Source organism: Pseudorhodoferax sp., assembly GCF_047601025.1.
Taxonomy (GTDB): domain Bacteria; phylum Pseudomonadota; class Gammaproteobacteria; order Burkholderiales; family Burkholderiaceae_C; genus Pseudorhodoferax.
The window spans coordinates 3,164,516-3,185,422 of the sequence record NZ_JASGJZ010000001.1 but is presented as its reverse complement, the minus strand read 5'-3'; the positions used below and the strand labels follow the sequence as shown (position 1 = coordinate 3,185,422).

Here is a 20,907-nt window from a genome sequence, read left to right as displayed (position 1 = left end):
TCGCAGGAGTTCCTGGCGCGCAGTCTAACGAGGCCCAGCCCAAGGCGCCCCACTGCAATGTTGCGTCAGGCAATGCGGGCAGCGATGCCCATGCGAACGCTTGCCAGCAGGAACCAAAGCATGGTGGAGAAAAGGAAGGCACGCTCGAAAGCGCCGAATGCACGCTTGAGTTTCGGCAGCATGGTCACGACGACGCCCGTCAACGACACCATCGCCAGCCACCGGACGGACGCCAGCCCTGCCGCCAGCCACGCAGGCGCGCCATGCGCGAGCGCAGCCGTGGCATTGGCGATGGCCGTGTAGGCAGCCGCGAAGCTGGCGATTGCGAAAACAAGATGCAGTTTCCCGGATCGCGTCGACTCGCCAGGCTGGTCCGTCGGCACCCACAGCACCAGGACGCGGGAAACCACCAGCACCACCATGGCAATCGGCACCACCGCGGGCAATTGCGTCGATCGATCGCTGGCGAATTGCGCCAGCAGCAGCAACGCACCCGCAGTGCCGATATAGCCATACATGTTGAAGACGCCGCGCCAGGCGCCAAGCGCATGGTTGCTGACAGGATCGCTGGCCCAATGCACACCGCGATCCTGCCCGTGCAGACAAGCCAGCATGACGATCGCAACGGCGTAGAGCACTGCGGAGCCGATTGAAAGCATGAGCATGATGTGTCACTTGCCTCGTGTGCCTGACGTCCGAAGTCAACGGTCGGCGCAGCCATTCCGCCGCATCATCTGATTAGATCGCACGAGGCCTCCGGCGGCAGAAGAGCCACGCTGCAATCCCCCCCACCCAGGGGGAAGTGTGGAACGGAAGAACCGTGCTTGGCGCCAGCCGGCCCAAGCGGCTCATTCGGCCTTTCCTGCCGTTGGATCCACGGCCACAGAGGCCAGCAGGTCGTTCATCAGCTTGAGCACGAGCTCGGACCGGTGCCTGTTCAGGAACCATTGGGCGTACCACTGCGTGGGTAGTGCGGGTCAGCCCCGGGCTCCGGCGACCTCGGCCATGCGCCTGCCGTGCAGCAGTTGCCGGGAGAAGCGCCTTTGTGGATGCACTCCGACGGATGGACTGCGCAAAAAGGATATGACGGTGAGGCAGGTCATCGTCGGCTCCCTGCCAGGCATTCCGGGCATGGCGAGGTCGATGGCCGAGCCCCCCGTCGCGGCCCATTCCATTGCAGCCTCGCACCGGCAGCGCGAGGCATGAACCCCCTCGCGCGCGCCGCACCACAATCCCCGCTTCCACAACCCACAACAGGAGACCCGCCCATGCCCTCGCCCACCCCTCTGCGCCACGCGCTGCTGGCCGCCCTCGCCACCGCCACCGCCGCCGGCATCGGCGCCGCCCACGCCCAGGGTGTCGTCAACGCCCTGTGCAGCACCGACGCCCCCTGGTGCGAGGCCGCCGCGGCCGAGTTCACGCGCCAGACCGGCATCAAGGTCAACCAGGCCCACAAGGGCACCGGCGAGATCGGCGCCCAGCTGCGCGCGGAGGCGCAGAACCCCAAGACCGACATCTGGTGGGGCGGCACCGGCGATCCGTTCCTGCAGGCGGCCGAGAACGGCCTGCTGGAGGCCTACCGGCCCGCGTACATCAACGACCTGCATCCCTGGGCCGTGCGCCAGTACGCGATGAGCGGCAACATGGTCGGCGGCTTCTATACCAGCACGATCGGCTTCGGCTTCAACACCGAGCTGCTGAAGAAGAAGGGCCTGCCCGAGCCCCGGTGCTGGGCCGACCTGATCAAGCCCGAGTACAAGGGCGAGGTCGAGATCTCGCACCCGGCCTCCAGCGGCACGGCCTACACGGTGATCGCCGGTCTGGTGCAGCAGATGGGCGAGGAGCCGGCCTTCGACTACCTGAAGCAGCTGCACCGCAACATCACCAGCTACACGCGCAGCGGCCAGGCCCAGGCGCCCAACGTGGCCAAGGGCGAGGTGGCGATCGGCGTGACCTTCGCGTTCAACTTCGAGAAGTGGAAGCTGGAGAAGTACCCGGTCAAGACCGTGGCGCCGTGCGAGGGCACGAGCTACGAGATCGGCGGCATCGCGCTGGTCAAGGGCGCGCGCAACCGGGCCAATGCGCAGAAGTACTACGACTGGCTGATGAGCCCGGCCGGCCAAGCCATCGGCGCCAAGGTCGGCAGCTTCCAGACGCCGGCCAACCGGACCTTCAAGCCCGATCCGCGCATTCCGCCGATCGACGGCGTCAAGCTGATCAGGTACGACTTCGAGAAATACGGCAAGGCGGCCGAGCGCAAGCGGCTGATCGACCGCTGGACGCGCGAGGTGGAGTCGCTGCCGCGCTGAGCGCCGGCGCCTCCACCCCGCCCCACCCGCCTGCATGCGCAACGCCGTCGCCAAACATGGCGCGACGTGGGACTCCGATATGCATGTCGCGTGACGGCCAAGACAGCTGCTCAGCCGTGCCCGTGCCGGCCGGCGACCTCGCGCAGGCCGGCCAGGCCGGGTTCGACGACGGCGGCGTCGCCCTGCGCGGCATGCACGGCGTAGGCGGGGTACAGGAATTCGGGCGCGCCCGGCACGCGGTGCAGCCGGCCGCTGGCCAGGTGGCTGCGCACGACCGCGAGCCGGCAGTAGCCGGTGCCGCCGGCGGCCAGCAGGTATTCGCGGCCCAGCGGGCCCAGGCCGATGGTGACGCCGGGGTTGGACAGCGCCGGGAACGCCAGGCCGTGCTGCTGCGCGAAGCCGGGGCCCCAGTCGACGTAGACGTAGTCCTGCGGCTGGGGCAGCGCGGCGCCGGGCGTGGACGAGACCATGACCAGCTTTTCCTCGATCAGCAGCTCGATGCGCAGGTCGGGCCGCTGCTGCGGCGCGTAGACGACGGCGATGTCCAGCACGCCGGCGGCCACCTGGTCCAGCAGCTCGCCGGGCGCCAGCACGGCGGTGCGGATCGCCAGCTGCGGCGCGGCGGCGCGCATCCACAGCAGCCAGTCCAGCAGCAGCGGGTCCCACAGGCTCAGCTCGCAGCCGGCCGACAGCACGGCGCGGCGACCGGGCGGCACGGCGACCTGGTGGCGCGCGCGCTCCCAGACCTGCACCAGCGCCCGGGCATGCGGCAGGAACTGCTCGCCGGCCGCCGTCAGCACGGCGCCGGCCTTGTTGCGCACGAACAGCGGGCGGCCGAGCTGGGCCTCCAGCGCGCGCACGCGGGCGCTGACGGCGGTGGGCGTCAGGTGCAACTGCTCGGCCGCGCGCAGGAAGCTGCCGCTGCGCGCGATCTCCAGGAAGGTCGAGGCCAGGGCGAGGTCCATGGCGGGCACTCCCGGTGGCGTGGATGAATGCAGGATTCTTGCATTCATCTGGCAATAAATCTCGTTTTACTTGCCGTCAAACGCCCGGCATCATGGCTGGCACCCATTCGGCAGAAAGGAGTGCAGCCATGCAGGCCCGCGATGTCATGACACGGCAGGTGATTTCGGTGGCGCCCGACGCCAGCTTGCGCGAGGTGGTGGATCTGCTGCTGGCGCACCGCATCAGCGGCATGCCGGTGGTCGAGCGCGGCACGGTGGTGGGGCTCGTCGGCGTCGGCGAGCTGATGCACCGCCACGAGATCGGCACCGACGATCCCGGCGCCGAGCGCAGCTGGTGGCAGCGGCTGCTGGTGGGCGATCCGTCCGCGGCGTCCTACGTGCGCAGCCACGGCACGCACGTGCGCGACGTGATGACGCAGGAGGTGGTCGGCGTGCCGGAAGACGCGCCGCTGGCCCGGCTGGCGCAGATCTTCGAGCAGCGCCGCATCCGCCGCGTGCCGGTGCTGCGCGACGGGCGCATGGTCGGCCTGGTCACGCGGGCCGACCTGGTGCGGGCGCTGGCCCGGGCCTGCACGCCGTCCGCGCCGGCGCTGGACGATGCGCAGATCTGCCAGCGGCTGGCGCGCGAGCTGGAGCGGCAGAGCTGGTGGGACGGCACCTGGTCCACCTTCCAGGTGAGCGGCGGCGTGGTGCGCTTCGCCGGCTACGTGCAGCGCCAGGCCGACAAGGACGCCGCGCGCATCGCGGCCGAGAACATCCCCGGCGTGCGCGCCGTGGAGGACGAGCGCGCGCTGTACGGCGAACTCCAGCCGCTGCTGTGATGCCGCCCGGCGCCGCCACCGCCCGCGTGCTGCACCAGCCGGTGTGCGCGATGCTGGGCTGCCACTACCCGCTGGTGCTGGCCGGCCGCGGCGCGCCGGCCCTGGCCGGCGCCTGGATCGACGCCGCCGCGGGCGCCGGCTGCTTCGCCCTGCTGGCGCCGGATGCGCTGGCGCTCGACCCGTTCGCGCTGCCGGCGCTGCGCGGTGCGCTGGCGCGGCTGTCCACGGCCACCGAGGCGCGCTTCGGCCTGGATCTCGCAGCCTGCGCCGACCCCGATGCGCTGCGCGAACTGCTGGCCCTGGCCGCCACGCTGCGCACCGCGGCCGTGTGCCTGCCGGCCGGCGCACCGGCCGCGCTGTGGGCGCACTGCCAGGCCGCCGGCCTGCCGGCGCTGTGCCGGGTGGCGCGGCCGGACCAGGCGCGCGCGGCGCAACAGGCCGGCGCCGCCATCCTGCTCGCCGAGGGCGTGGAACCGGCGCAGCTGCCCGAACTGGTGGCCGCCGCCGGGCTGCCGCTGCTGGCCGCGCTCGACGACGCATCCGGCGCCGGACTGGCCTCGGCACTCTCGCTCGGCGCGCAGGGCGGCGTACTGGCACTGCACGCGGCGCCGCCGGACCTGAAGCCAGCGCTGGGCGCGCTGCTGGCCGAGGCGGCCAGGCGGCTCGGCGCCGGCCAGTGGCCCGCGCCGCGGCCGCAGCTGTCGTCCCCGGTTTGCTACGCCGAGGAATTCGAGCGCGCCCACCGCGACAGCATCGCCCGCCAGCCGCTGCTGAACGTGCTGGACACGCTGCTGGAGGCCGAGCGCGCCGGCGCCCGCACCGCGCTGGCGCTACTGCGCGGCATGGACGCCGCCGACCCGCTGGCCGCCACGCTGCACACGGTGCACCGCGACGAGGTGCACTGGTGCGGCATGCTGATGTCCGCCATCCGCCACCTGGGTGCCACGCCCGGCACGCGCACCGGCGACTTCTACGCCAAGGTCATGGCCGTGCCCAGCCTGCCGGGCCGGCTGGCGCTGCTGAACCGCGGCCAGGCCTGGGTCGTGCGCAAGCTGCAGGAACTGGCCCCGCGCGTGGACGACGAGGTGCTGCGCGAAGCCCTGCAGAACATGCTGGCCGCGCACCAGCGCAACATCGCGCAGATGGAGGGGCAGCTGTGAGGCCGTGACCTCGGATCCGCATTGCTATCGGCTCTCTCCAATGACCGCTGCCCGCTTGGCCGAACTGGCGCTGCGAGCCCGATGCAGTAGGTCATCTCACGAGTTTCTACGGCAGCAGTAAAGCGGCAATGCCGGTCAGTGCGCCTGCGCCAACGTTGAGCTTCGGCCGGAACTCGTCAGCTGTTAGCGCCGGCCAATGTGTCGGGTTGGTCGCAATCCGAGAGCAACGCCCGGCTGCGACTGTGCTGGAATGTGCTGCGCGAGAGCTTGCCGAGTTCGTGCACACGCTCACCGACTTCAAGCGAACTGTCGTACGCGACAAGGTAGTGCCCCCGTACGACTAGACAATCCATCCCTTACGCCATGGCGCGGTCACGCCCCTCCGGACTGATGTCGCCCAGATGGCTGCGTTTGACCACAGGCTCACGTCCATAAAACCTGGTTGTTTGCCGTCAGTCGGCCCCGGTGTTGCACGGGCACCTTGCTGCGCCGACCAATATTGCGCCACGAAACTTCTTGCTGGCCAAGTGACTTTCAAAATGTCCTGCCGCCAGGCACGTCCGTTCGCGCCTTCAGGGAGCCGTCAATGCATCGTAGATCCGCTTGGCAACCTCTTTGTCGTCCAAATAGCCCACAATCCCATGCTGGTTGTCAGTCCAGTTGTCGACCCGCTCGTGATTGTCGATCGACTTCCCAGTGTTGAAATGCTTGGGGATCAGCGGATAAAGCGCCACCACATCGTCGGGATCCATGGCGTTGTACCAGCTGCCGACCATTGGCGGGAAACCATGGGGGCGCAACCGGCTTCTCACGGCATTGACAGCGAGAGGAGAGCCAAGCGTCACGAACAGGGGCACCTTCGTATCCGGGAATGCGCCCGTGCGCGATGTCAGCACGCTGTACGCCACCACCGTGCCCAGCGAATGCGAGACGATTACGGCGTCCTCGCCAGGCTGTATTGCACTGCGAACGCCATCGTCGATCTTCTTCCTGGTATCCGGGTGAGTGAGATACTTGGCAACATCGGCCGTGACCAGGGAAACAATCGCCTTGGACAGCGGCCTGATTCCGTCCAAGGCCGTAAGGATACCCTGCACCCAACCCCAATTCGCAGGACCCATCTCGATGACATCCTCGGACAACTGCGCGCGGATGTCCATCTCGGCCACACCTTCATGCGCAGCTATCTCGGCAATCATTTCTCTCATCACGGCCTGCTCGGCCGCAGCAGGGGCCGGGCCTTTGACGATCACCTCAGCGGCCTCGTCCGATGACTTGCCTCCGAGCATGTCGATCAGCGTGTTGCCATAATAGGGGAAGCGGATGTCGCCCTCACTCAATGGGTTCCTCAGTCCGTTGGCCTGCAAACCCTTTTCCCAGGCCTCGATCCACTGCTTCTTTAGCACCGCGCCATCCTTGTCTTGTTGCGAACGTCCATGAACGAAGATCAGTTGTCGCATACATCTACCTCCAGGTTGATTCCAATTAGCAAAAGTGAGCCACGAGCCGCTCGTACGCACCAGGCGCGAAATGGGTCCACAACGAAGGCCTGAGCTGACTACGCAGCGGCGCAAGGTGCTCGGGAAGCTTCACCTCCATCGCCGATAGCAGTGACCACCCTTGCGTGAGCATCGGAACACAGGGATACCGCTCGGTGGGAGCCCCGTCGGCCGGCTTGCTGCCGAGCGTGAAAGAGAGCATGGCCACATCGAACAACCGCAGGCCTAGCGCCCGATCCAGATGCTGCTGCATCGCGACGATCTGAGCGCGCATTCGCCTGTCGTGAAAGGCCCAGGCGACATAGACGGCCATGATTGGATCCATGAGCTGCAGGGCTTGCATGCGCGCAAGCATCGCGGCGCCGTGCGATGGGTCATCGAATCGAAAAACTCCGAACGACGAAGCGGCCCCGACGAGCGCACGAAGCTGGTTGGCCTCCTTCGCGACAAGTTGCCATTCTCGATACAGCGCAGCGTTAGCCGATGGCTCGCAGGAGAGATCATCCAGATTGCCTTCGGCGTCGAAAGTGAGGCTCGTGATATAGCCCTTGATCACGGGCACGACGACGGCTGTACGATCCTCAAGGCGAATGAGTACATCCGCGCCTGCGTAGCCGCTCTTCACCTTGATCTGGATGACGTCGGAGCGCCCGCCGATGTTCACTTCCGCCTGCCTGGAGACTGCGTCGTCCATACGCGCGCCGCGAATCTTGAGGCCACATTGGGTTTCGAAGTGATCTGGACCGAATGCTGTTCTTCGCTCGGCGATCGCCCGGTCCAACAGCGCAGACGCTCCAAGGCCGTTGGTGCCGCGCATGGCCGATCGTTTGGAGCTTGAAGGGATCGGCGTCAAGATCTCCGCTAGCTTGTCCCTGGCTTGCAACTCGAGGTCAGCGCCTCTGAAACTCATGCTGCCCAACACGCGGGGAGGGGGTAGAGATGCGTCTTCGTCAACTGCCGCTGCATCGCCGACTCCGGCGCCACGAACTACCGTACGCCGGGGCGCACCTGCGCGTTTCGCCGCAACGTGCACCGGGCGGGTCATAGATGGTGCAGCCGACTTCAACTCGCTGATCCAAGCCATTTCATCAGATACGATGCGAGCATCGGGCTGTTGCGTCAGCCCTCCCTCTAGGCCAAGCGAACTCATGTACTCGGGAACGGCCTGCGCCAAGTACCTCTTAAGTGGCCTCGGCCGTATGAGTCGCAGCCCGCCTCGATCCTCGACGAGGGAAGGCGCCTCGCCCTTCAGGGCTTTCATGAGGACCGTGGAATAGGCCGCACGGTAGCTCTTCACTGCATCTTCGACCAACTTCACTTCGTAGGCGGGGTTACCCACTAGCGTGGCGAAGTATTGGTCCACCGGGTTCTCTGGCCCGCGCCAACTCGGACTTGAGAAGATCTCCCCGCCCGTAATACTCTGAGCTTGGATACTGTCGGCAGCCGTGCGGCACGCATCGGAAACAAAAACCACATGACTGACGCCACAGAAGCGCGCGAGCGCTTCGCTTCCCCGCACATTCACTGCGGCGCCCGGGTCGTCCGGTGCGCGCGACAGAAGCCACTGCTCGTAATGCCCTGAGTTGATGCCATGGCCGGAGAAGTAGATTATTAGCTGCTCCACGAAGCCCAGTTGTAGGAGCTGATCGACCTCGTCGAAGATCCGCTCGCGGCCTACTTTTCCCTTTTCGTCAGTGATGAGCTTGATTCGATCGGCGGGGATCTCTTGGTCTTTCTCCGCCCATTCGGCGAAGCTTGCAGCGCTGCTTTGGGCTGCCATCAATTCCGGCAGGCCCCCGGTCTTGCGGATACCGATGGAGACAACGGCCCTTTGCATAGTTCCTCGACGGTTTGGCTGAGGTGATGAGGTGAATGGCTACTGCCTGAGCCGAGCGCCCAGCGGAAGTGGCGTTACTCCCTGTTCCCGCGCAGTCTTCAGATCAATCATTGAAAGAAAGCGCTCAGACTGTTCGTTGCTGAAGTACTTGCGTGCGTGGACGATAGCCTCCGAAAGGCTCCATCGTCCGCTCAGACCCACCGCCTCCACCGGGATCAGGTGAAAGTTGTCGATAGCATGCCGGATCTGCTTCAGCAGCGCTTCACCCTCGAAGGACCAGGGGACGCCGGGACGCTCGTAGGCGGTGGCAGCCGCCGCGGGCGCCACCCCTTCCGTCCCGTTGATCGATTCGGTGACACTGCGCAGGAACCTAAGGCGTGCCGAATCGGTTCGCCAGTAACCAGGGAATGCATGGTCGTTCAATAGGAAAACTACCGCATGGATCTCCACGGCCTCAAGGCACGCAGCCAGCATCAGTGCGAGGTCGATGCAAGTACCGTACCCGCCACCGGTGACCTCGCTCGGAGTCCGAATACGCTGTGAAGCGAGGGCATAGGTCGGAGGGGGGTTGATATACGAGGCCGGGACCTTGTAGACGATCGAATACCAAAGGGCCTGGACCTGAAAATCAACGTTGGCGGCTGGATCGGTCGCATCCTGGTCGATCGATTGATAACCGTCGAAACCAGCGCGGGGATCGTCGCGTAGCGCGGTTACGAAGTGCTCGCCGTGGCGCAGTACCGCAGCGATCGCGCCATCCCTCGGAAACACAAAAGAGGGCAGAAACATCCGATCTGCATTCGTGTCTGCCCACTGGTCCACTGGTGCCATGGTGACCGGAAATGTCTCGCTAAAGACCTCGTGGGGACCCCATTTCACGCGCACGTAAAGACTGGTACGCAAAACCTCGTCCAGCGTGCGAGCCAGATTTGAAGTGAGAGCAAGCCTAACCTTGCGCGACAGGTCAAGCACGGGGTCATTCAGCGAGAAGGTCTGACGCCACGGGTAGGTTCCTTCGTTCGAATGCAGCTCCACGAAGACCTCAAGCCCGCGCAACGGGGCATTTTTGAGGTTCATGATGAGGAAACGACGAAACAGATCTCGGTTGTTGTGTAGCAGCCCATAGCTGAACTGCGGCTCGGGATCGACAGCAACCGAGATGAAGCTGGCTAGCTCGTGTGCACCAATGTTTGCTGCCAGCGGCACCTCGCAAGCCTGTGAGGCTAGCTGCTTTCCAGAGCTTTGTCGCTGAATGTGCAGGCGGTCACTCTTGCCTCCGCTCCACAACACAATGCCAGTGCCACGAAGGGGCTTGCGCTGCGGTTGCAATGCGCTCCAGCCCGCGTCGAAACCGGCCTGGAGATCGCCCGCTGCGCCGAAAGACCGATAAAAGCTACCCAGGAATATCTCGGCAAGTGCATCATCCATGCCGTCTTGAAAGCCGATGGCCGCAGACGCACCTGCAGCGGTGATCGCCGAGGCCAGGCGGGCAGCCGAGTTCCAGAAGTTGAAGAAGACGAACGTCGGCGCGTAGCCCTTCAAAGTCACTGCTTCAACGAGCCGTGTGGCATTGACCGGATCGACACCGCTTGTGGAAGAGAGGAGGTAGCCATCCGCCTGCTCTTCGTTCCGGGAGTCCTTCAACAGTTCCAGGCCCTGGTGAGTATCAAATCCGGCTAGGTGGATGATCGCAGGCTTGAACCGGATCACGGTCTCCCGCAGCTGGTCTAGCGTCGGCGATTTCAGATGCTCAAACTTCTTTGCATTGGAATAGGTTCTGACGAGCCGGCATTCGTCCGTGAAGTCCCATTCATGCGCGAGTCGTCCAGGTGCGCTCTCGACGAACAGCAGCTTGCTAAGGTCCGTCATCACCCGGTTCCCACCGCGTTCAAGCCACCGCGTGACCGTAAGCGGCCCAGCGCGCAAGGAGCGCGTCGCAGCCGACAAGATGAATTCCCAAGGCAGGATACGCGCCTCCCAACCGAACTCCTCGTTCACGAACGAGATGTTGACCCGAACCTTACCGGCCTGCGCAATCTGGCTGAGCTGCGTCTGGTCGAGGCCCCGAGCGATCAGGAAGTCGTGCACCTTAGCGTCTTGATCTGCTGCACCTGCCGCCGACCGGATCCAGCGGGTTCGGTTGCGAAGCACGTGGGTCCAGGCGATGGCTTCGCGCTGGACTTCGCGGAGCTCACGAGATCCGAGAAGCGGCCATGCGAGGGGAAAGAGGCCCGCGCGGGTTTCCAGCGAAACCTTGAAGAACTTTACAGGTTCAGCTACTCGGCTCGGCACGGCATCCTCTTCTAGGCGCTCTTGCAGATGAACTGAATGAAAGCCATCTTCTCCCCATCCTCGGCAAGCTGGTTACAGACGTCTACGCGACTTGTGGACTGACGCAAACCATTGGATGGCATCTGCGGCACACAGTCAACCTCAAATCGAAGGATGCACCAGATCGAATTGAGCCTTGCCAGGAAAGGGCGCAGTGCAAAAAACTGCGGCCAGCCTTGAGCGCATCCCATTACACACAAGTTGAAGTGGATTCCACAACCTATTGAATCGATTGAGATTGTGGGTGAAGAGTGGGCTGAGCTGCAGAGGAATAAGACGCTGGACCTGGGCGATAGGCGGTTGGACGCACGCGCGGTGTTGCTGGTCGAGCGGCTGGCCGGTAAGCCCACGGAGAGCATTCCGAGTGCCTGCAGCGGCTGGGCCGAGACGCAGGGAGCCTACCGGCTCCTGTCCAACACCAAGACCGACTGGCAGGCGCTGCTCGAGCCGCACTGGGCGTGCAGCGAAGAGCGCATGCGCGCGCACGCGGTGGTGCTGAACATCCAGGACACCACGGAACTGGACTTCAACGGCCGCACCACGGCGGGGCTGGGCCCGCTGAGCTATGAAGCGCAGCGCGGGATGTACCTGCACCCGACCTACGCGGTGAGCCCGGCGCGCGAGCCGCTGGGCGTGCTCGACGCGTGGATGTGGGCGCGCGAAGCGAAAGGCAAACACGGCAAACGCGGCAGGATCGTGGAGAGCGCGCGCTGGATCGAAGGCTACGAACGCGTGGCCGAACGGGCGTTGGCGCTGCCGCAGGTGCGCCAGGTGTGCGTGGCCGACCGGGAGGCCGACATCCTTGCCTTGCCGCGTCGGGCCCAGGAACTGCAGCATGCGGCCGACTACCTGATCGCTGCCAGCACAACCGGGTACTGCCCAACGATGGCAAGCTGTGGGAGCAAGTGGCGCAGGCGCCGGTGCTGGGCAAAGTGCGTTCGAGCTGCCGGGCGGACGCGGCAGAGTAACCCGGCCGGTCACGCAGAGCCTGCGGGCACAGGTCGTCGAACTGTCCGATGGCAAAGCAGGCAGCTTGCACGTGACCTGCCTGCTGGCGCAGGAGATCGACCCGCCGGCCGGCGTCAAGCCTGTCGTATGGCGTCAAGCCTGTCGTATGGCGGCTGCTGAGCAACCGGCCGGTGCACACGCTGCAGCCGGGCGAGGTCCTGCGTCCAGGTGTGCAGCACCAGGCTGAAGGCCGGCGTGCCGCCGGCGATTCCCATCCCGCGCGCGTTGGCGGCGACCGCATGCAGCGTGGCGGCGGTGCTGGCGAACAAGGTGTCGATGACCCAGCGCGGGTGCGCGCCGTACAGCGCGTCGAGCTCGTGCGGCAGCGTGAAGACCAGGTGCACGTAGGGCACCGGCAGCAGTTCGGCCAGCCGGCCCTGCAGCCAGGCGTCCCTGGCGCGCGCGCCGCACTGCGGGCAGTGGCGGTTGCGGCAGGAGTGGTACTGCCAGTAGTGGCTGTGGCCGCAGGCGTCGCAGGCCATCTGCTGGCCGCCCAGGGCCGCGGTGCGGCAGGCCACGATGGCGCGCCAGGCCTTGGCCTGCGGCACGCTCAGGGCGTGGCGTGCCAGGTGCGCCGGCCCATGGCGGCGCAGCACCTCGGCCAGCGTGGCGACCATGGCGGGGATCAGGCCAGGCGCAGCGCGGCCAGCAGGTCCAGCGGTTCGGTGTCCTTCGGGGGGCGCAACTGCGGGCTGACCAGGTGCAGGTAGCGCGCCGTGGTGCTGATGTGGCCGTGGCCGAGCAGCTTGCCGATGGTGTACAGGTCCACCCCGCCTTCGAGCAGATGGGTGGCGAAACAGTGGCGCAGGGCGGATGCTGGTCCAGGGGGCCGTGCCGGTGGCAACCTGGCGGCGTGTACGCGGGCCGAAACGATGGAGGTCACGCAACGGCTGACCAGCAGCCTCAGCGCGGCACGGCCTGCAGGATGCGCCGGGCCAGGGCCGGGTAGTCGCCGTCGAAGTGGTGCTCGCCCGGCAGCGGCAGCAGTTGCGCGTGCTGCGCGCCGAGCTGCGGGCACAGCGAGGCGCGCTCGCGCGTGCCGTAGACGCACAGCGTGCGCTGCGGGTCGAGCCGGCGCGCCTCGGGCAGCACCGGGCGGTCGCCGCTGGGGCCGAGCCAGTTGGTGACGTGGAATTCGAACGAGGCTTTCTCGCCCGGCGCCAGCAGCGCGGCCAGGCGCACGCTGGTGCGCGTGCGCTCGGGCAACCGGTTCAGCGCGAACGGCAGCACGTCGGCGCCCTGCGAGTAGCCGATCAGGAGGACCTCGGGCCGCTGCCAGCGCGCGGCGTAGAAGCGCACGATGCGGTCCAGGTCGGCCGCCAGGCCCTCGGGCGTGCGCGCACGCCAGAAGTAGCGCAGCGAGTCGAAGCCGACCACCGGCACGCCGTGGCCGGCCAGCGCGGCGGCGAGGTCCTTGTCGATGCCGGCCCAGCCGCCGTCGCCGGACAGCAGCACGGCCAGGCGCGTGCCCTGCTGCCCTTTGGCCGTCCCGTCCACCGGCACCTCGACCAGCGGCAGGTCGGCCAGGCTGGCGGGCGGCGGCGCCAGCGCCAGGGGCTGGGCGGCCAGGCGGGCGACGGCATCGTCCAGGCGCGCCGCCCACTGCGCCTGCGGCACCTGGCCGGCGAAGGCGCGCGCGGCATCGGCACCGCAGGCCGGCGCCGGGCCGGGCGCCGGCGCGGCGACCCAGGGCACGCCGGGGTCGGCCGGCTGCAGGGCCACGGTGCGGCCGTCGTCCGGCCCCAGGGCCAGGCGGTTCAGCGCGCAAAGCGGCGGGCGCAGCGCCATGCGCGGGCACAGGCCGCCCGTCAGCAGCGCGCCGAAGGACTGCGGCGGCGACTGCGCGACCAGCCCGTAGGCGTAGGCCGCGGCCTCGCCCAGGCCGGCGACCACCGGCTCGAAGTAGCCGGGCAGCTGCAGCCGCGCCTGCACGTGGCGCGCCAGGTTGTCGAAGTCGCCGGCCGCATAGCCGCACTTGGCGCCCTGGGCCCGCACCTTGGCCTGGTAGTCGGCCAGCGGCACCTCGGCCACCATGGCGCCGCGCGCCAGGAAGTCGCGGCGCAGCGCCTGCTCCTCGTCCGACGGCGCGCGGCCCTGCACCAGCAGCAGCACGAACTGGCGCACCGGGCCGGACGGCGCGTGCACCTGCACGGCGTCGAATAGGCCGTGCGCGACGGTCTGCACCGCCGCCAGCGGCGGTGCGCCGGTCTGCGCCTGCGCGCCCGGCAGCGGCAGCGCCAGCGCCGCGGCCAGCAGCAGGCCGCGCCAGTCGATCGCCCTCATTTGCCCACCATGCCTTTCACACCGCCGCCGATCAGCGTGGCCACGTCGGCCAGCACGAACAGCGGCTCCACGCCGCCGGCGGCGGCGAGGTAGCGCGCCTCCCAGACCGGCTGGAACTTGTCCTTGAAGCTGTACAGCCCGCGGAAGTTGTAGAAGCGCTCGCCGTGCTCGAACAGCAGCCGGCCGATGCGCTGCCAGCGCGGCGCGCGGCGGCGCTCGGCCATGCCGGCCATCGGCGCCATGCCCAGGCCGAAGCGCGCGTAGCCCTCGGCCTGCAGGTGCAGCATGGTCTTGGCGAACAGGTAGTCCATGGTGCCGGGCGGGGCCTCGGGCCCGTAGCGCATCAGGTCGATGGCGGCCTCCTCCTTGGCGGCGGTGGTCTGCAGGTTGGCGAAAGCGATGATCCGGCCCTCGCGCCGCACCACGGCCAGCGGCAGGCGCTGCAGGTAGGCCTCGTCGAAGCGGCCGACCGAGAAGCCCTTCTCGCGCGCCTGCTGGCGGCGCAGCCAGGCGTCGGACACGGCGCGCAGCTGCGGCAGCAGCGGCGCCACGTCGGCGGGCGCCAGCACCTCGAACTGCAGGCCCTCGCGCTCGCCGCGGTTGACGCCGGAGCGCAGGTCGGCCCGCCGGGCGCCCTTGAGGCTGAACTCCGGCAGCGGCACGTGGGCGTATTCGCCGAGCTTGAAGGCCTGCAGCCCGCAGTCCAGGTACAGCGGCAGCGCGGCCGGGCGCACCTGGTAGAACGCGGCGCGCCCGCCGTGCGCCTGCGCGTGCTCGATGAAGCGCCAGACCAGGTCGGCCCACTCGCGCCGCTCGCCGAACGGGCCGAACAGCGAGATCCACGAGCGGCCCTGCTTGCCGTACATCAGGAAGCTCCTGCCCGAGGGCGAGAACATCAGTTGCTTGTCGCCGACGAGCGCGTAGCAGCCCTCGGCGCTGGCGCCGGCCTGCACGATGGCGGCGGCGCGCGCCAGCTCCTCGGCCGTGGCGGGCGCCACCTCGCCGGCAGGCGGGCGCAGCAGCTGCCACAGGCCGACGGCCAGCGCCGCCAGCGCGATGCCCAGCAGCGCACGCAGCGAGCGCGGGGCCTGGGCGTCGAGCTCGAACTGCCACCACAGCCGGTGGCTGTAGGCCACCTCCCGGTAGGCGAAGAACAGGATCCACAGGCAGGCCGCCAGCACGCTGGCGAGCGCCAGCAGCCAGCCGGGCTCCAGCCGCAGCGCGAACAGCGAGGAGCGCCGGTCGAACTGCCGGCGCGAGAGCGCCAGCAGCAGCGCCAGCACCGACAGGAAGGCCGCCTCGTTCCAGGCGATGCCCTTGGGCAGCGCCAGCAGCGCGGCCAGCACCGACAGGCCGATGCCGGCCCACCAGGCGCCGTCGAGCCGGTGCAGCAGCCCGCGCGCCACCAGCAGCAGGCCGAGCCCCGCCACGCTGCCGAGGAAGTGCGCCGCCTCCACCAGTGGCAGCGGCACGTTCAGCGCCTGCAGCAGCAGCTGCGCGTCTTCCGTGAACGGGGTGACGCCCGAGACCATCAGCCAGATGCCGGCGACCAGCGTCAGCGCGGCCAGCAGCCGCGGCGCCAGCCGGCCGGCGGCGCGCACCGCCGGCGCGGCAGCCCGGCCGACCGAGACGCCGACGCCGGCACGCAGCTCGAAGCCGGCCAGCAGCAGCGCCGCCACCGCCAGCGGCACCACGTAGTACAGGCCGCGGTACAGCAGCAGCGCGCCCAGCATGTCCTGGGCGCCCAGCGCCGGGCCGGCGGCCAGCAGCATCACCGCCTCGAACACCCCGAGGCCGCCGGGCACGTGGCTCAGCAGGCTGGCGCTGATGGCGATCGCGTAGAACGCCAGGAAGCCGGGCAGCGGCAGCCGCTCGCCCGGCAGCAGCACCCACAGCGCCAGCGCGGAGGCCGTCAGCTCCACGGCCGAGATCAGCAGCTGGCGCAGCGCCAGCTGCAGGGGCGGCAGCCGCAGCGTCCAGCGGCCCGCCAGCCGCAGCACGCGCCGGTGGCGGCACTGCCACAGCAGCGCGCACACGCCGGCCAGCACCAGCGCCGACGCGGCGCGCAGCAGCGCGGCCGGCAGGTGCAGCGGCGCGGCGACCTGGGGCGCCGCCCACAGCAGCGCCGCCGCGCCGAACACCGCCATGCCCAGCATGAAGGCCGCCGCGTTGAAGGCCGTCACCCGGGCCACCTGCTGCGGCGCGACGCCGGCCGCGGCGTACAGCCGCATGCGCACCGCGCCGCCGGTCAGCATGCCCAGGCCGACGGTGTTGGCCAGCGCATAGGCGACGAACGAGGTCAGCAGCAGCATGCCGCGCGAGACGCTGGCCTGCGCGTAGCGCAGCGCGGAGGCGTCGTAACCCGCCAGCGCCAGGTAGCTCAGCGCCGTGGCCAGCAGGGCCAGCCCGATCTGCCAGGCCGAGGTGCGCCCGGCCGCCTGCATGACATCGGCGTACCGCACCTCGCGCAGCAGGCCGTGCAGCACCAGGCCGACCGCCAGGATCAGCAGCGCCGCCAGCGCGCCGGTGGCCCAGGGCTGCCAGCGCGGCCAGGCTTCGCGCACCCAGCGCGCCGGCACGGCCGGACCGGCCTGCTGCGCGGGATCGGTGGAGGAAGAGGCAGGCTGCATGGGCGCGGGTGGCGATGCTCGGGCGGCCGACTATAGGCGCGTGCGCCACCCGCGCCGAACGCCGGCCCTCCCCTCGCCCATGCCGGCCGTGGCCGGCGACCCTCAGCGCCGCGGGTCGACGGCCAGCAGCAGGCCGGCCAGGTCCCGCAGGTCGCGCTGCAGGCGCTCGAAGCCGCGGGGCTCGATTGCCAGCGTCTGCTCGTCCATGTAGAGCTTGCGGTTGATCTCGACCTGGATGCTGTGGCGGTGCTGCGCCGGGTGGCCGTAGCGGCGCACGAGTTCCACGCCCTTGTAGGGGTGGTTGTAGTCCACGCTGTAGCCCCGCGCCCGCAGGAAGTCGCAGATCCGGCGCGACAACGCCGGGTCGGCCGTGCTGCCGTCGCGGTCGCCGACCACGAAGTCCGCATGGTGCAGGCCCGGATGCAGCGTGGCGTGGCTCGCCGCCACCGCGGGCATGGAATGGCAATTCACGTGGATGCTGTAGCCGTGCCGCGCGTGGGCCGCATCGATCTCGGCGGCCACGGCCGCGTGGTACGGGCGCCAGCAGCGCTCGATGCGCGCCTGGACCTCGGCCACGGACAGCAGGCGGTCGTAGATGGACGCCCCCTCGTCGGTGAACTTCCAGATCAGGCCCTTGCCCAGGCGCACCTTCTGCAGCACCACGGGGTCGGTGGTGATGGGGCCGGGCCAGGGCGCGTCCAGCAGGGTGTCGTCGAGTTCGGTGGTGTCGCGGTTGGCGTCCAGGTAGATGCGCGGGAAATGCGCCTCGACCCAGCCCGCGCCCAGCTCGGACGCGAAGCCGTAGAGCTTCTCGACGTGGGTGTCCTCGGCACGGCGCAGCACCGGCAGCGGCAGGGCGGCACCGAAATCCTCCGGGTAGACCGTCCCGCTGTGCGGCGAGTCCAGCACCAGCGCCGTGCGCCCCGGCACGCGGGTGACCATGGGCTGGGCCGGCGCATACTGGCCGTGGATCAGTTGCAGCACTGTCTGCATGGGCACGTCACTCCTGGTAGTCAGTCGAGCTTGATCTGCGCGTAGGCCGCCACGCGCTTCATCTTCTCGACCTCGCGCTCGATCTGCGCCGAGAACTCGGCCGGCGTGGTGCCCGAAGCGTACAGCCCCTGCGCGGCCAGGCGCTCGCGCACGGCGGGCTCGGCCAGCGCCTGGGCGATGGCCTGCTGCACGCGCTGCACCTGGGCGGCCGGCGTGGACTTCGGCGCCACGAGGCCGAACCAGGACGCATCGTTGGCCTGCGGGTAGCCCAGTTCCGCATAGGTGGGCACGTCGGGCAGCACGTCGAGCCGCTCGTGCCAGGACACGGCCAGCGCCTTGAGCTTGCCGGCCTTCACGTGCGGCAGCGACGAGGCGACCTGGTCGAAGTAGACCGGCACCTGCCCGCCGAGCACGTCGTTGATGGCCGGGCCCGCACCGCGGTAGGGAATGTGCACGAGCGTGGTGCCGGTGGAGATCTTGAACAGCTCGCCCCACATGTGGCCGATCGTGCCGTTGCCGGGCGTCGCGTACTCCACCTTGTTGGGATGGGCCTTGAGGTACGCGACGAGGTCGGCGAAGTTCTGGACCGGCAGCGACTTGGGATTGACCGCGATGAGGCCGGGCGCCTTGACGATCTCGGTCACGCCGGCGAAGTCCTTGACCGGGTCGTAGGGCAGCTTGGCGAACACGGCGGGGTTGACGCCGTGCGTGGACAGCGTGGCCACGCCGAAGGTCAGCCCGTCCTTCGCGCGCGCGACCTCGGCCATGCCGATGGAGCCGCCGGCGCCGGCGCGGTTCTCGATCACGATGGGCTGCTTGAGCAGGCGCTGCAGCGGTTCCTGCAGCGAGCGGCCGGCGACGTCGGTACTGCCGCCCGGCGGGAACGGCACGATCAGGCGCAGGGGCTTGCTGTCCAAGCCCTGCCCATGGGACAGGCCCGGGACGGCGGACATGGCAGCCAATGCGGCGAGCACTTTGCGGCGTTGCATGGGATCACTCCTCGGTGGGGAAAGGAAAGACACGGGTTGCAGGTCCTTCGAAAGAGCAATCGCTGTGCCTCTTGCCATGCACGAAGGAATGGCCGCGCAGGGGCCTGCACCTCCGCCCGCCACGGTCCGCAGGCGGCCATCGTCGCGGCAGGGCCGGCATCTGCACCTACGCGCGAATGCGCCGGCAGGCCCCGCAGGCCGGCCTGGCACGGGCCTAGCATGCATGGCTTCACCCACGCCCTCTCCGCCCCGCCCCGACTGGAGCTCCCATGCTGATCCGCATCGGCTACGACATCGAACTGCAGGTCAACGCACCCACGCTGGTGGTCTACCTGCTGCAAGTGCACCCTTCGCGTGCAGGCGACCTGGTGGCGCCCGAGCACATCACGCTGAGCCCGCCGCTGTTCACGGACTACTACCAGGACGTGTTCGACAACCACTGCGCACGGGTGCACGTGCCGGCCGGCACCAACCAGGTGCGCCTGCGCAACGAGGCCGTGGTGCGCGACAGCGGCCTGCCCGATCCGGTGGACTGGTCCGCCCGGGAGCATCCGCTGACCGAACTGCCGCCGCAGACTATGCAGTTCCTGCTGCCCAGCCGCTACTGCGACTTCGACGGCGAGCTGCTGGCCTTCGCCTGGAGCCGCTTCTCCAACCTGGGGCCGGGCTGGGGCCGGGTGCAGGCGATCTGCGACTACGTGCACCAGCACCTGCGCTTCGACTACGGCAGCGCGCGCCCCACCCGCACCGCGCGCGAGGCCTGGAAGGAAGGCCTGGGCGTGTGCCGCGACTTCGCGCACCTGGCGATCTCGCTGTGCCGCTGCATGAACATCCCGGCGCGCTACGCCACCGGCTACCTGGGCGACATCGGCGTGCCGCCGGTGCCGTATCCGATGGACTTCAGCGCCTGGTTCGAGGTGTACCTGGGCGGGCGCTGGATCACCTTCGACGCCCGGCACAACGTGCCGCGCATCGGCCGCATCCTGATCGCGCGCGGGCGCGACGCGGCCGACGTGCCGATCACCATGGTGTTCGGCGAGCACCAACTGGTGCGCTTCGACGTGGTGACGGAGCTGGCCTAGGCGTCCAGCCGGCGGTCGCTGTCGATGGCGAAGTAGAACCACTCGCTGGCCGGCAGCGCCTCGGCGTTCGGGAACACGATGCAGCCGTCGCAGGGCGCCGGCACCGGCGTGCCGTCGGCGCGCAGCGCGATGGTTTCGCCGGCGCGCACGCGGTCGAAGCTGGCCCAGGCGCGCACGAAGCGGTCGCCGGGCGCCGCGCGGTCGGTCACGTCCACCAGGCGCAGCACGCGCGGGTGCGCTGGTGCCGGCGCCGGCCCGTCGGCCATGCCGAGCAGTCGCAGCGCCGCGCGGATGGCCTGGTAGGCGACCTCGGGCGCCTGCGGATCGCGGTGCTGGCCGCACTCCAGCGTGACAGCGTAGCCGCCCTGGCTGCGCATGTACTCGTTGGTGCCCCAGCCGAAGGCCAGGGCCTCGGCATCATCGGCGCGGCCCAGGCGGGCCAGCCGTGCGGCGTACACGTCCAGCCAGGCTTCGACCACGCAATCGGTACCCAGGTGCCAGGCCAGGCGCCCCTCCTCCACCGCACGCGCGAACGGCTCCAGCGGGCCGGCGTTGTCGCGCGGGCCGATCATCGCGAACGGCGCGCCGGCGCTCTGGAACGAATGCAGGTCCAGCAGCACGTCGTGCCGGGCCAGCACGGGACACAGCAGGTTGGTCAGGCGGGCTTCGTGGTCGGCCGGCCGGGCGCTGGGCTGGAACGAGCGGTTCAGGTTGCGCTCGCCCTCGCGCCGGCCCAGCCGGCGGGCCAGCGGGTTGGCGACCGGCACCAGGGTCAGCTCGCCGGCCGACAGCGCCAGCCGGCCGCCGTCGAGTTCGGCGCGCAGCCGCTCGACCGCGGCGGTGCCGCAGGTCTCGTCGCCGTGCACGCCGCCGAGCACGAGCAGGCGCGGACCGGGCCGCAGCGCGGCGAAGCCGTGCAGGCGCAGCGTCTCCTCATCGTTGGGGAAGCGCATAGCGGTTCTCCTGAATGCTCAGCCCACGACACCGGGTCGCGCGCACG

Annotated in this window: 16 protein-coding genes and 1 pseudogene; 5 read left to right on the top strand and 12 right to left on the bottom strand. The window is 69.0% G+C overall.

Annotated elements, in window-relative coordinates; all coding sequences use genetic code 11:
• Positions 1-65: 65 nt before the first annotated feature.
• Positions 66-665: a DUF998 domain-containing protein gene (locus tag QM782_RS14955; RefSeq protein ID WP_415203696.1), complete on the bottom strand. Its 600-nt coding sequence runs from the start codon at positions 663-665 to the stop codon at positions 66-68.
• 603 nt (positions 666-1,268) lie between these two features.
• On the opposite strand from QM782_RS14955, the gene QM782_RS14950 reads away from it, so the two are divergent.
• Complete coding sequence (locus QM782_RS14950) at positions 1,269-2,309, top strand: ABC transporter substrate-binding protein (RefSeq protein WP_415203695.1); 1,041 nt, start codon at positions 1,269-1,271, stop codon at positions 2,307-2,309.
• A 110-nt stretch (positions 2,310-2,419) separates the two neighbouring features.
• Here the strand turns inward: QM782_RS14950 and QM782_RS14945 are convergent, their stop codons facing one another.
• On the bottom strand, positions 2,420-3,274 hold the full coding sequence (locus QM782_RS14945; RefSeq protein WP_415203694.1) for a LysR family transcriptional regulator: 855 nt from the start codon (positions 3,272-3,274) through the stop codon (positions 2,420-2,422).
• A 128-nt stretch (positions 3,275-3,402) separates the two neighbouring features.
• Between QM782_RS14945 and QM782_RS14940 the strand changes: the two genes are divergently transcribed.
• Both QM782_RS14940 and QM782_RS14935 read left to right on the top strand, forming a co-directional pair.
• Positions 3,403-4,095, top strand: coding sequence for a CBS domain-containing protein (locus QM782_RS14940; RefSeq protein WP_415203693.1), 693 nt, complete (start codon positions 3,403-3,405; stop codon positions 4,093-4,095).
• The gene (locus tag QM782_RS14935) at positions 4,095-5,255 is read left to right on the top strand and encodes a DUF6306 domain-containing protein (RefSeq protein WP_415203692.1); all 1,161 of its coding nucleotides are present in this window, start codon (positions 4,095-4,097) and stop codon (positions 5,253-5,255) included. Before QM782_RS14940 ends, QM782_RS14935 begins: the two co-directional genes overlap by 1 nt.
• A 572-nt stretch (positions 5,256-5,827) precedes the next feature.
• Here the strand turns inward: QM782_RS14935 and QM782_RS14930 are convergent.
• Genes QM782_RS14930 through QM782_RS14920 form a run of 3 tightly spaced genes read right to left on the bottom strand, consistent with a single transcriptional unit; the run spans position 5,828 to position 10,883 of the window.
• Complete coding sequence (locus QM782_RS14930) at positions 5,828-6,715, bottom strand: hypothetical protein (protein WP_415203691.1); 888 nt, start codon at positions 6,713-6,715, stop codon at positions 5,828-5,830.
• 25 nt (positions 6,716-6,740) lie between these two features.
• Positions 6,741-8,591, bottom strand: coding sequence for a hypothetical protein (locus tag QM782_RS14925; RefSeq protein WP_415203690.1), 1,851 nt, complete (start codon positions 8,589-8,591; stop codon positions 6,741-6,743).
• A 39-nt stretch (positions 8,592-8,630) separates the two neighbouring features.
• Positions 8,631-10,883 carry a hypothetical protein gene (locus tag QM782_RS14920; protein WP_415203689.1) on the bottom strand — a complete coding sequence of 751 codons (2,253 nt, stop codon included), beginning with the start codon at positions 10,881-10,883 and terminating at the stop codon, positions 8,631-8,633.
• 279 nt (positions 10,884-11,162) lie between these two features.
• Here QM782_RS14920 and QM782_RS14915 point away from each other — a divergent pair, with 279 nt between their 5' ends.
• Complete coding sequence (locus QM782_RS14915) at positions 11,163-12,050, top strand: transposase DNA-binding-containing protein (protein WP_415205654.1); 888 nt, start codon at positions 11,163-11,165, stop codon at positions 12,048-12,050.
• An 11-nt stretch (positions 12,051-12,061) separates the two neighbouring features.
• On the opposite strand, the pseudogene QM782_RS14910 reads toward QM782_RS14915, so the two are convergent.
• The 6 genes and pseudogenes from QM782_RS14910 to QM782_RS14885 form a co-directional block, all read right to left on the bottom strand.
• A pseudogene (locus QM782_RS14910) lies at positions 12,062-12,547 on the bottom strand (transposase zinc-binding domain-containing protein); the annotation flags it as partial.
• A gap of 8 nt (positions 12,548-12,555) precedes the next feature.
• Positions 12,556-12,813, bottom strand: a complete 258-nt coding sequence (locus tag QM782_RS14905) for a tyrosine-type recombinase/integrase (protein WP_415203688.1) — start codon at positions 12,811-12,813, stop codon at positions 12,556-12,558.
• Between the two features lie 20 nt (positions 12,814-12,833).
• The gene (locus QM782_RS14900) at positions 12,834-14,213 is read right to left on the bottom strand and encodes a virulence factor family protein (RefSeq protein WP_415203687.1); all 1,380 of its coding nucleotides are present in this window, start codon (positions 14,211-14,213) and stop codon (positions 12,834-12,836) included.
• On the bottom strand, positions 14,210-16,843 hold the full coding sequence (gene mprF / locus QM782_RS14895) for a bifunctional lysylphosphatidylglycerol flippase/synthetase MprF (protein ID WP_415203686.1): 2,634 nt from the start codon (positions 16,841-16,843) through the stop codon (positions 14,210-14,212). Before mprF ends, QM782_RS14900 begins: the two co-directional genes overlap by 4 nt.
• Positions 16,844-16,945: 102 nt before the next feature.
• Positions 16,946-17,836 carry an N-formylglutamate amidohydrolase gene (locus QM782_RS14890; RefSeq protein ID WP_415205653.1) on the bottom strand — a complete coding sequence of 297 codons (891 nt, stop codon included), beginning with the start codon at positions 17,834-17,836 and terminating at the stop codon, positions 16,946-16,948.
• Between the two features lie 20 nt (positions 17,837-17,856).
• Complete coding sequence (locus tag QM782_RS14885) at positions 17,857-18,825, bottom strand: Bug family tripartite tricarboxylate transporter substrate binding protein (RefSeq protein WP_415203685.1); 969 nt, start codon at positions 18,823-18,825, stop codon at positions 17,857-17,859.
• Positions 18,826-19,094: 269 nt separating this feature from the next.
• Between QM782_RS14885 and QM782_RS14880 the strand changes: the two genes are divergently transcribed.
• On the top strand, positions 19,095-19,907 hold the full coding sequence (locus tag QM782_RS14880; RefSeq protein ID WP_415203684.1) for a transglutaminase-like domain-containing protein: 813 nt from the start codon (positions 19,095-19,097) through the stop codon (positions 19,905-19,907).
• Here the strand turns inward: QM782_RS14880 and QM782_RS14875 are convergent.
• Positions 19,904-20,860 (bottom strand): succinylglutamate desuccinylase/aspartoacylase family protein, encoded by a 957-nt coding sequence (locus QM782_RS14875; RefSeq protein WP_415203683.1) that lies wholly within the window; start codon positions 20,858-20,860, stop codon positions 19,904-19,906. The genes QM782_RS14880 and QM782_RS14875 overlap by 4 nt on opposite strands.
• Between the last annotated feature and the right edge of the window lie 47 nt (positions 20,861-20,907).

What these genes read in the sequence shown, in the direction of transcription:
- QM782_RS14955 (WP_415203696.1), bottom strand. Translation starts at nt 665, where the DNA reads ATGCTCATGCTTTCAATCGGCTCCGCAGTGCTCTACGCCGTTGCGATC.
- QM782_RS14950 (WP_415203695.1), top strand. Translation starts at nt 1,269, where the DNA reads ATGCCCTCGCCCACCCCTCTGCGCCACGCGCTGCTGGCCGCCCTCGCC.
- QM782_RS14945 (WP_415203694.1), bottom strand. Translation starts at nt 3,274, where the DNA reads ATGGACCTCGCCCTGGCCTCGACCTTCCTGGAGATCGCGCGCAGCGGC.
- QM782_RS14940 (WP_415203693.1), top strand. Translation starts at nt 3,403, where the DNA reads ATGCAGGCCCGCGATGTCATGACACGGCAGGTGATTTCGGTGGCGCCC.
- QM782_RS14935 (WP_415203692.1), top strand. Translation starts at nt 4,095, where the DNA reads ATGCCGCCCGGCGCCGCCACCGCCCGCGTGCTGCACCAGCCGGTGTGC.
- QM782_RS14930 (WP_415203691.1), bottom strand. Translation starts at nt 6,715, where the DNA reads ATGCGACAACTGATCTTCGTTCATGGACGTTCGCAACAAGACAAGGAT.
- QM782_RS14925 (WP_415203690.1), bottom strand. Translation starts at nt 8,591, where the DNA reads ATGCAAAGGGCCGTTGTCTCCATCGGTATCCGCAAGACCGGGGGCCTG.
- QM782_RS14900 (WP_415203687.1), bottom strand. Translation starts at nt 14,213, where the DNA reads ATGAGGGCGATCGACTGGCGCGGCCTGCTGCTGGCCGCGGCGCTGGCG.
- mprF (WP_415203686.1), bottom strand. Translation starts at nt 16,843, where the DNA reads ATGCAGCCTGCCTCTTCCTCCACCGATCCCGCGCAGCAGGCCGGTCCG.
- QM782_RS14890 (WP_415205653.1), bottom strand. Translation starts at nt 17,836, where the DNA reads ATGCAGACAGTGCTGCAACTGATCCACGGCCAGTATGCGCCGGCCCAG.
- QM782_RS14885 (WP_415203685.1), bottom strand. Translation starts at nt 18,825, where the DNA reads ATGCAACGCCGCAAAGTGCTCGCCGCATTGGCTGCCATGTCCGCCGTC.
- QM782_RS14880 (WP_415203684.1), top strand. Translation starts at nt 19,095, where the DNA reads ATGCTGATCCGCATCGGCTACGACATCGAACTGCAGGTCAACGCACCC.
- QM782_RS14875 (WP_415203683.1), bottom strand. Translation starts at nt 20,860, where the DNA reads ATGCGCTTCCCCAACGATGAGGAGACGCTGCGCCTGCACGGCTTCGCC.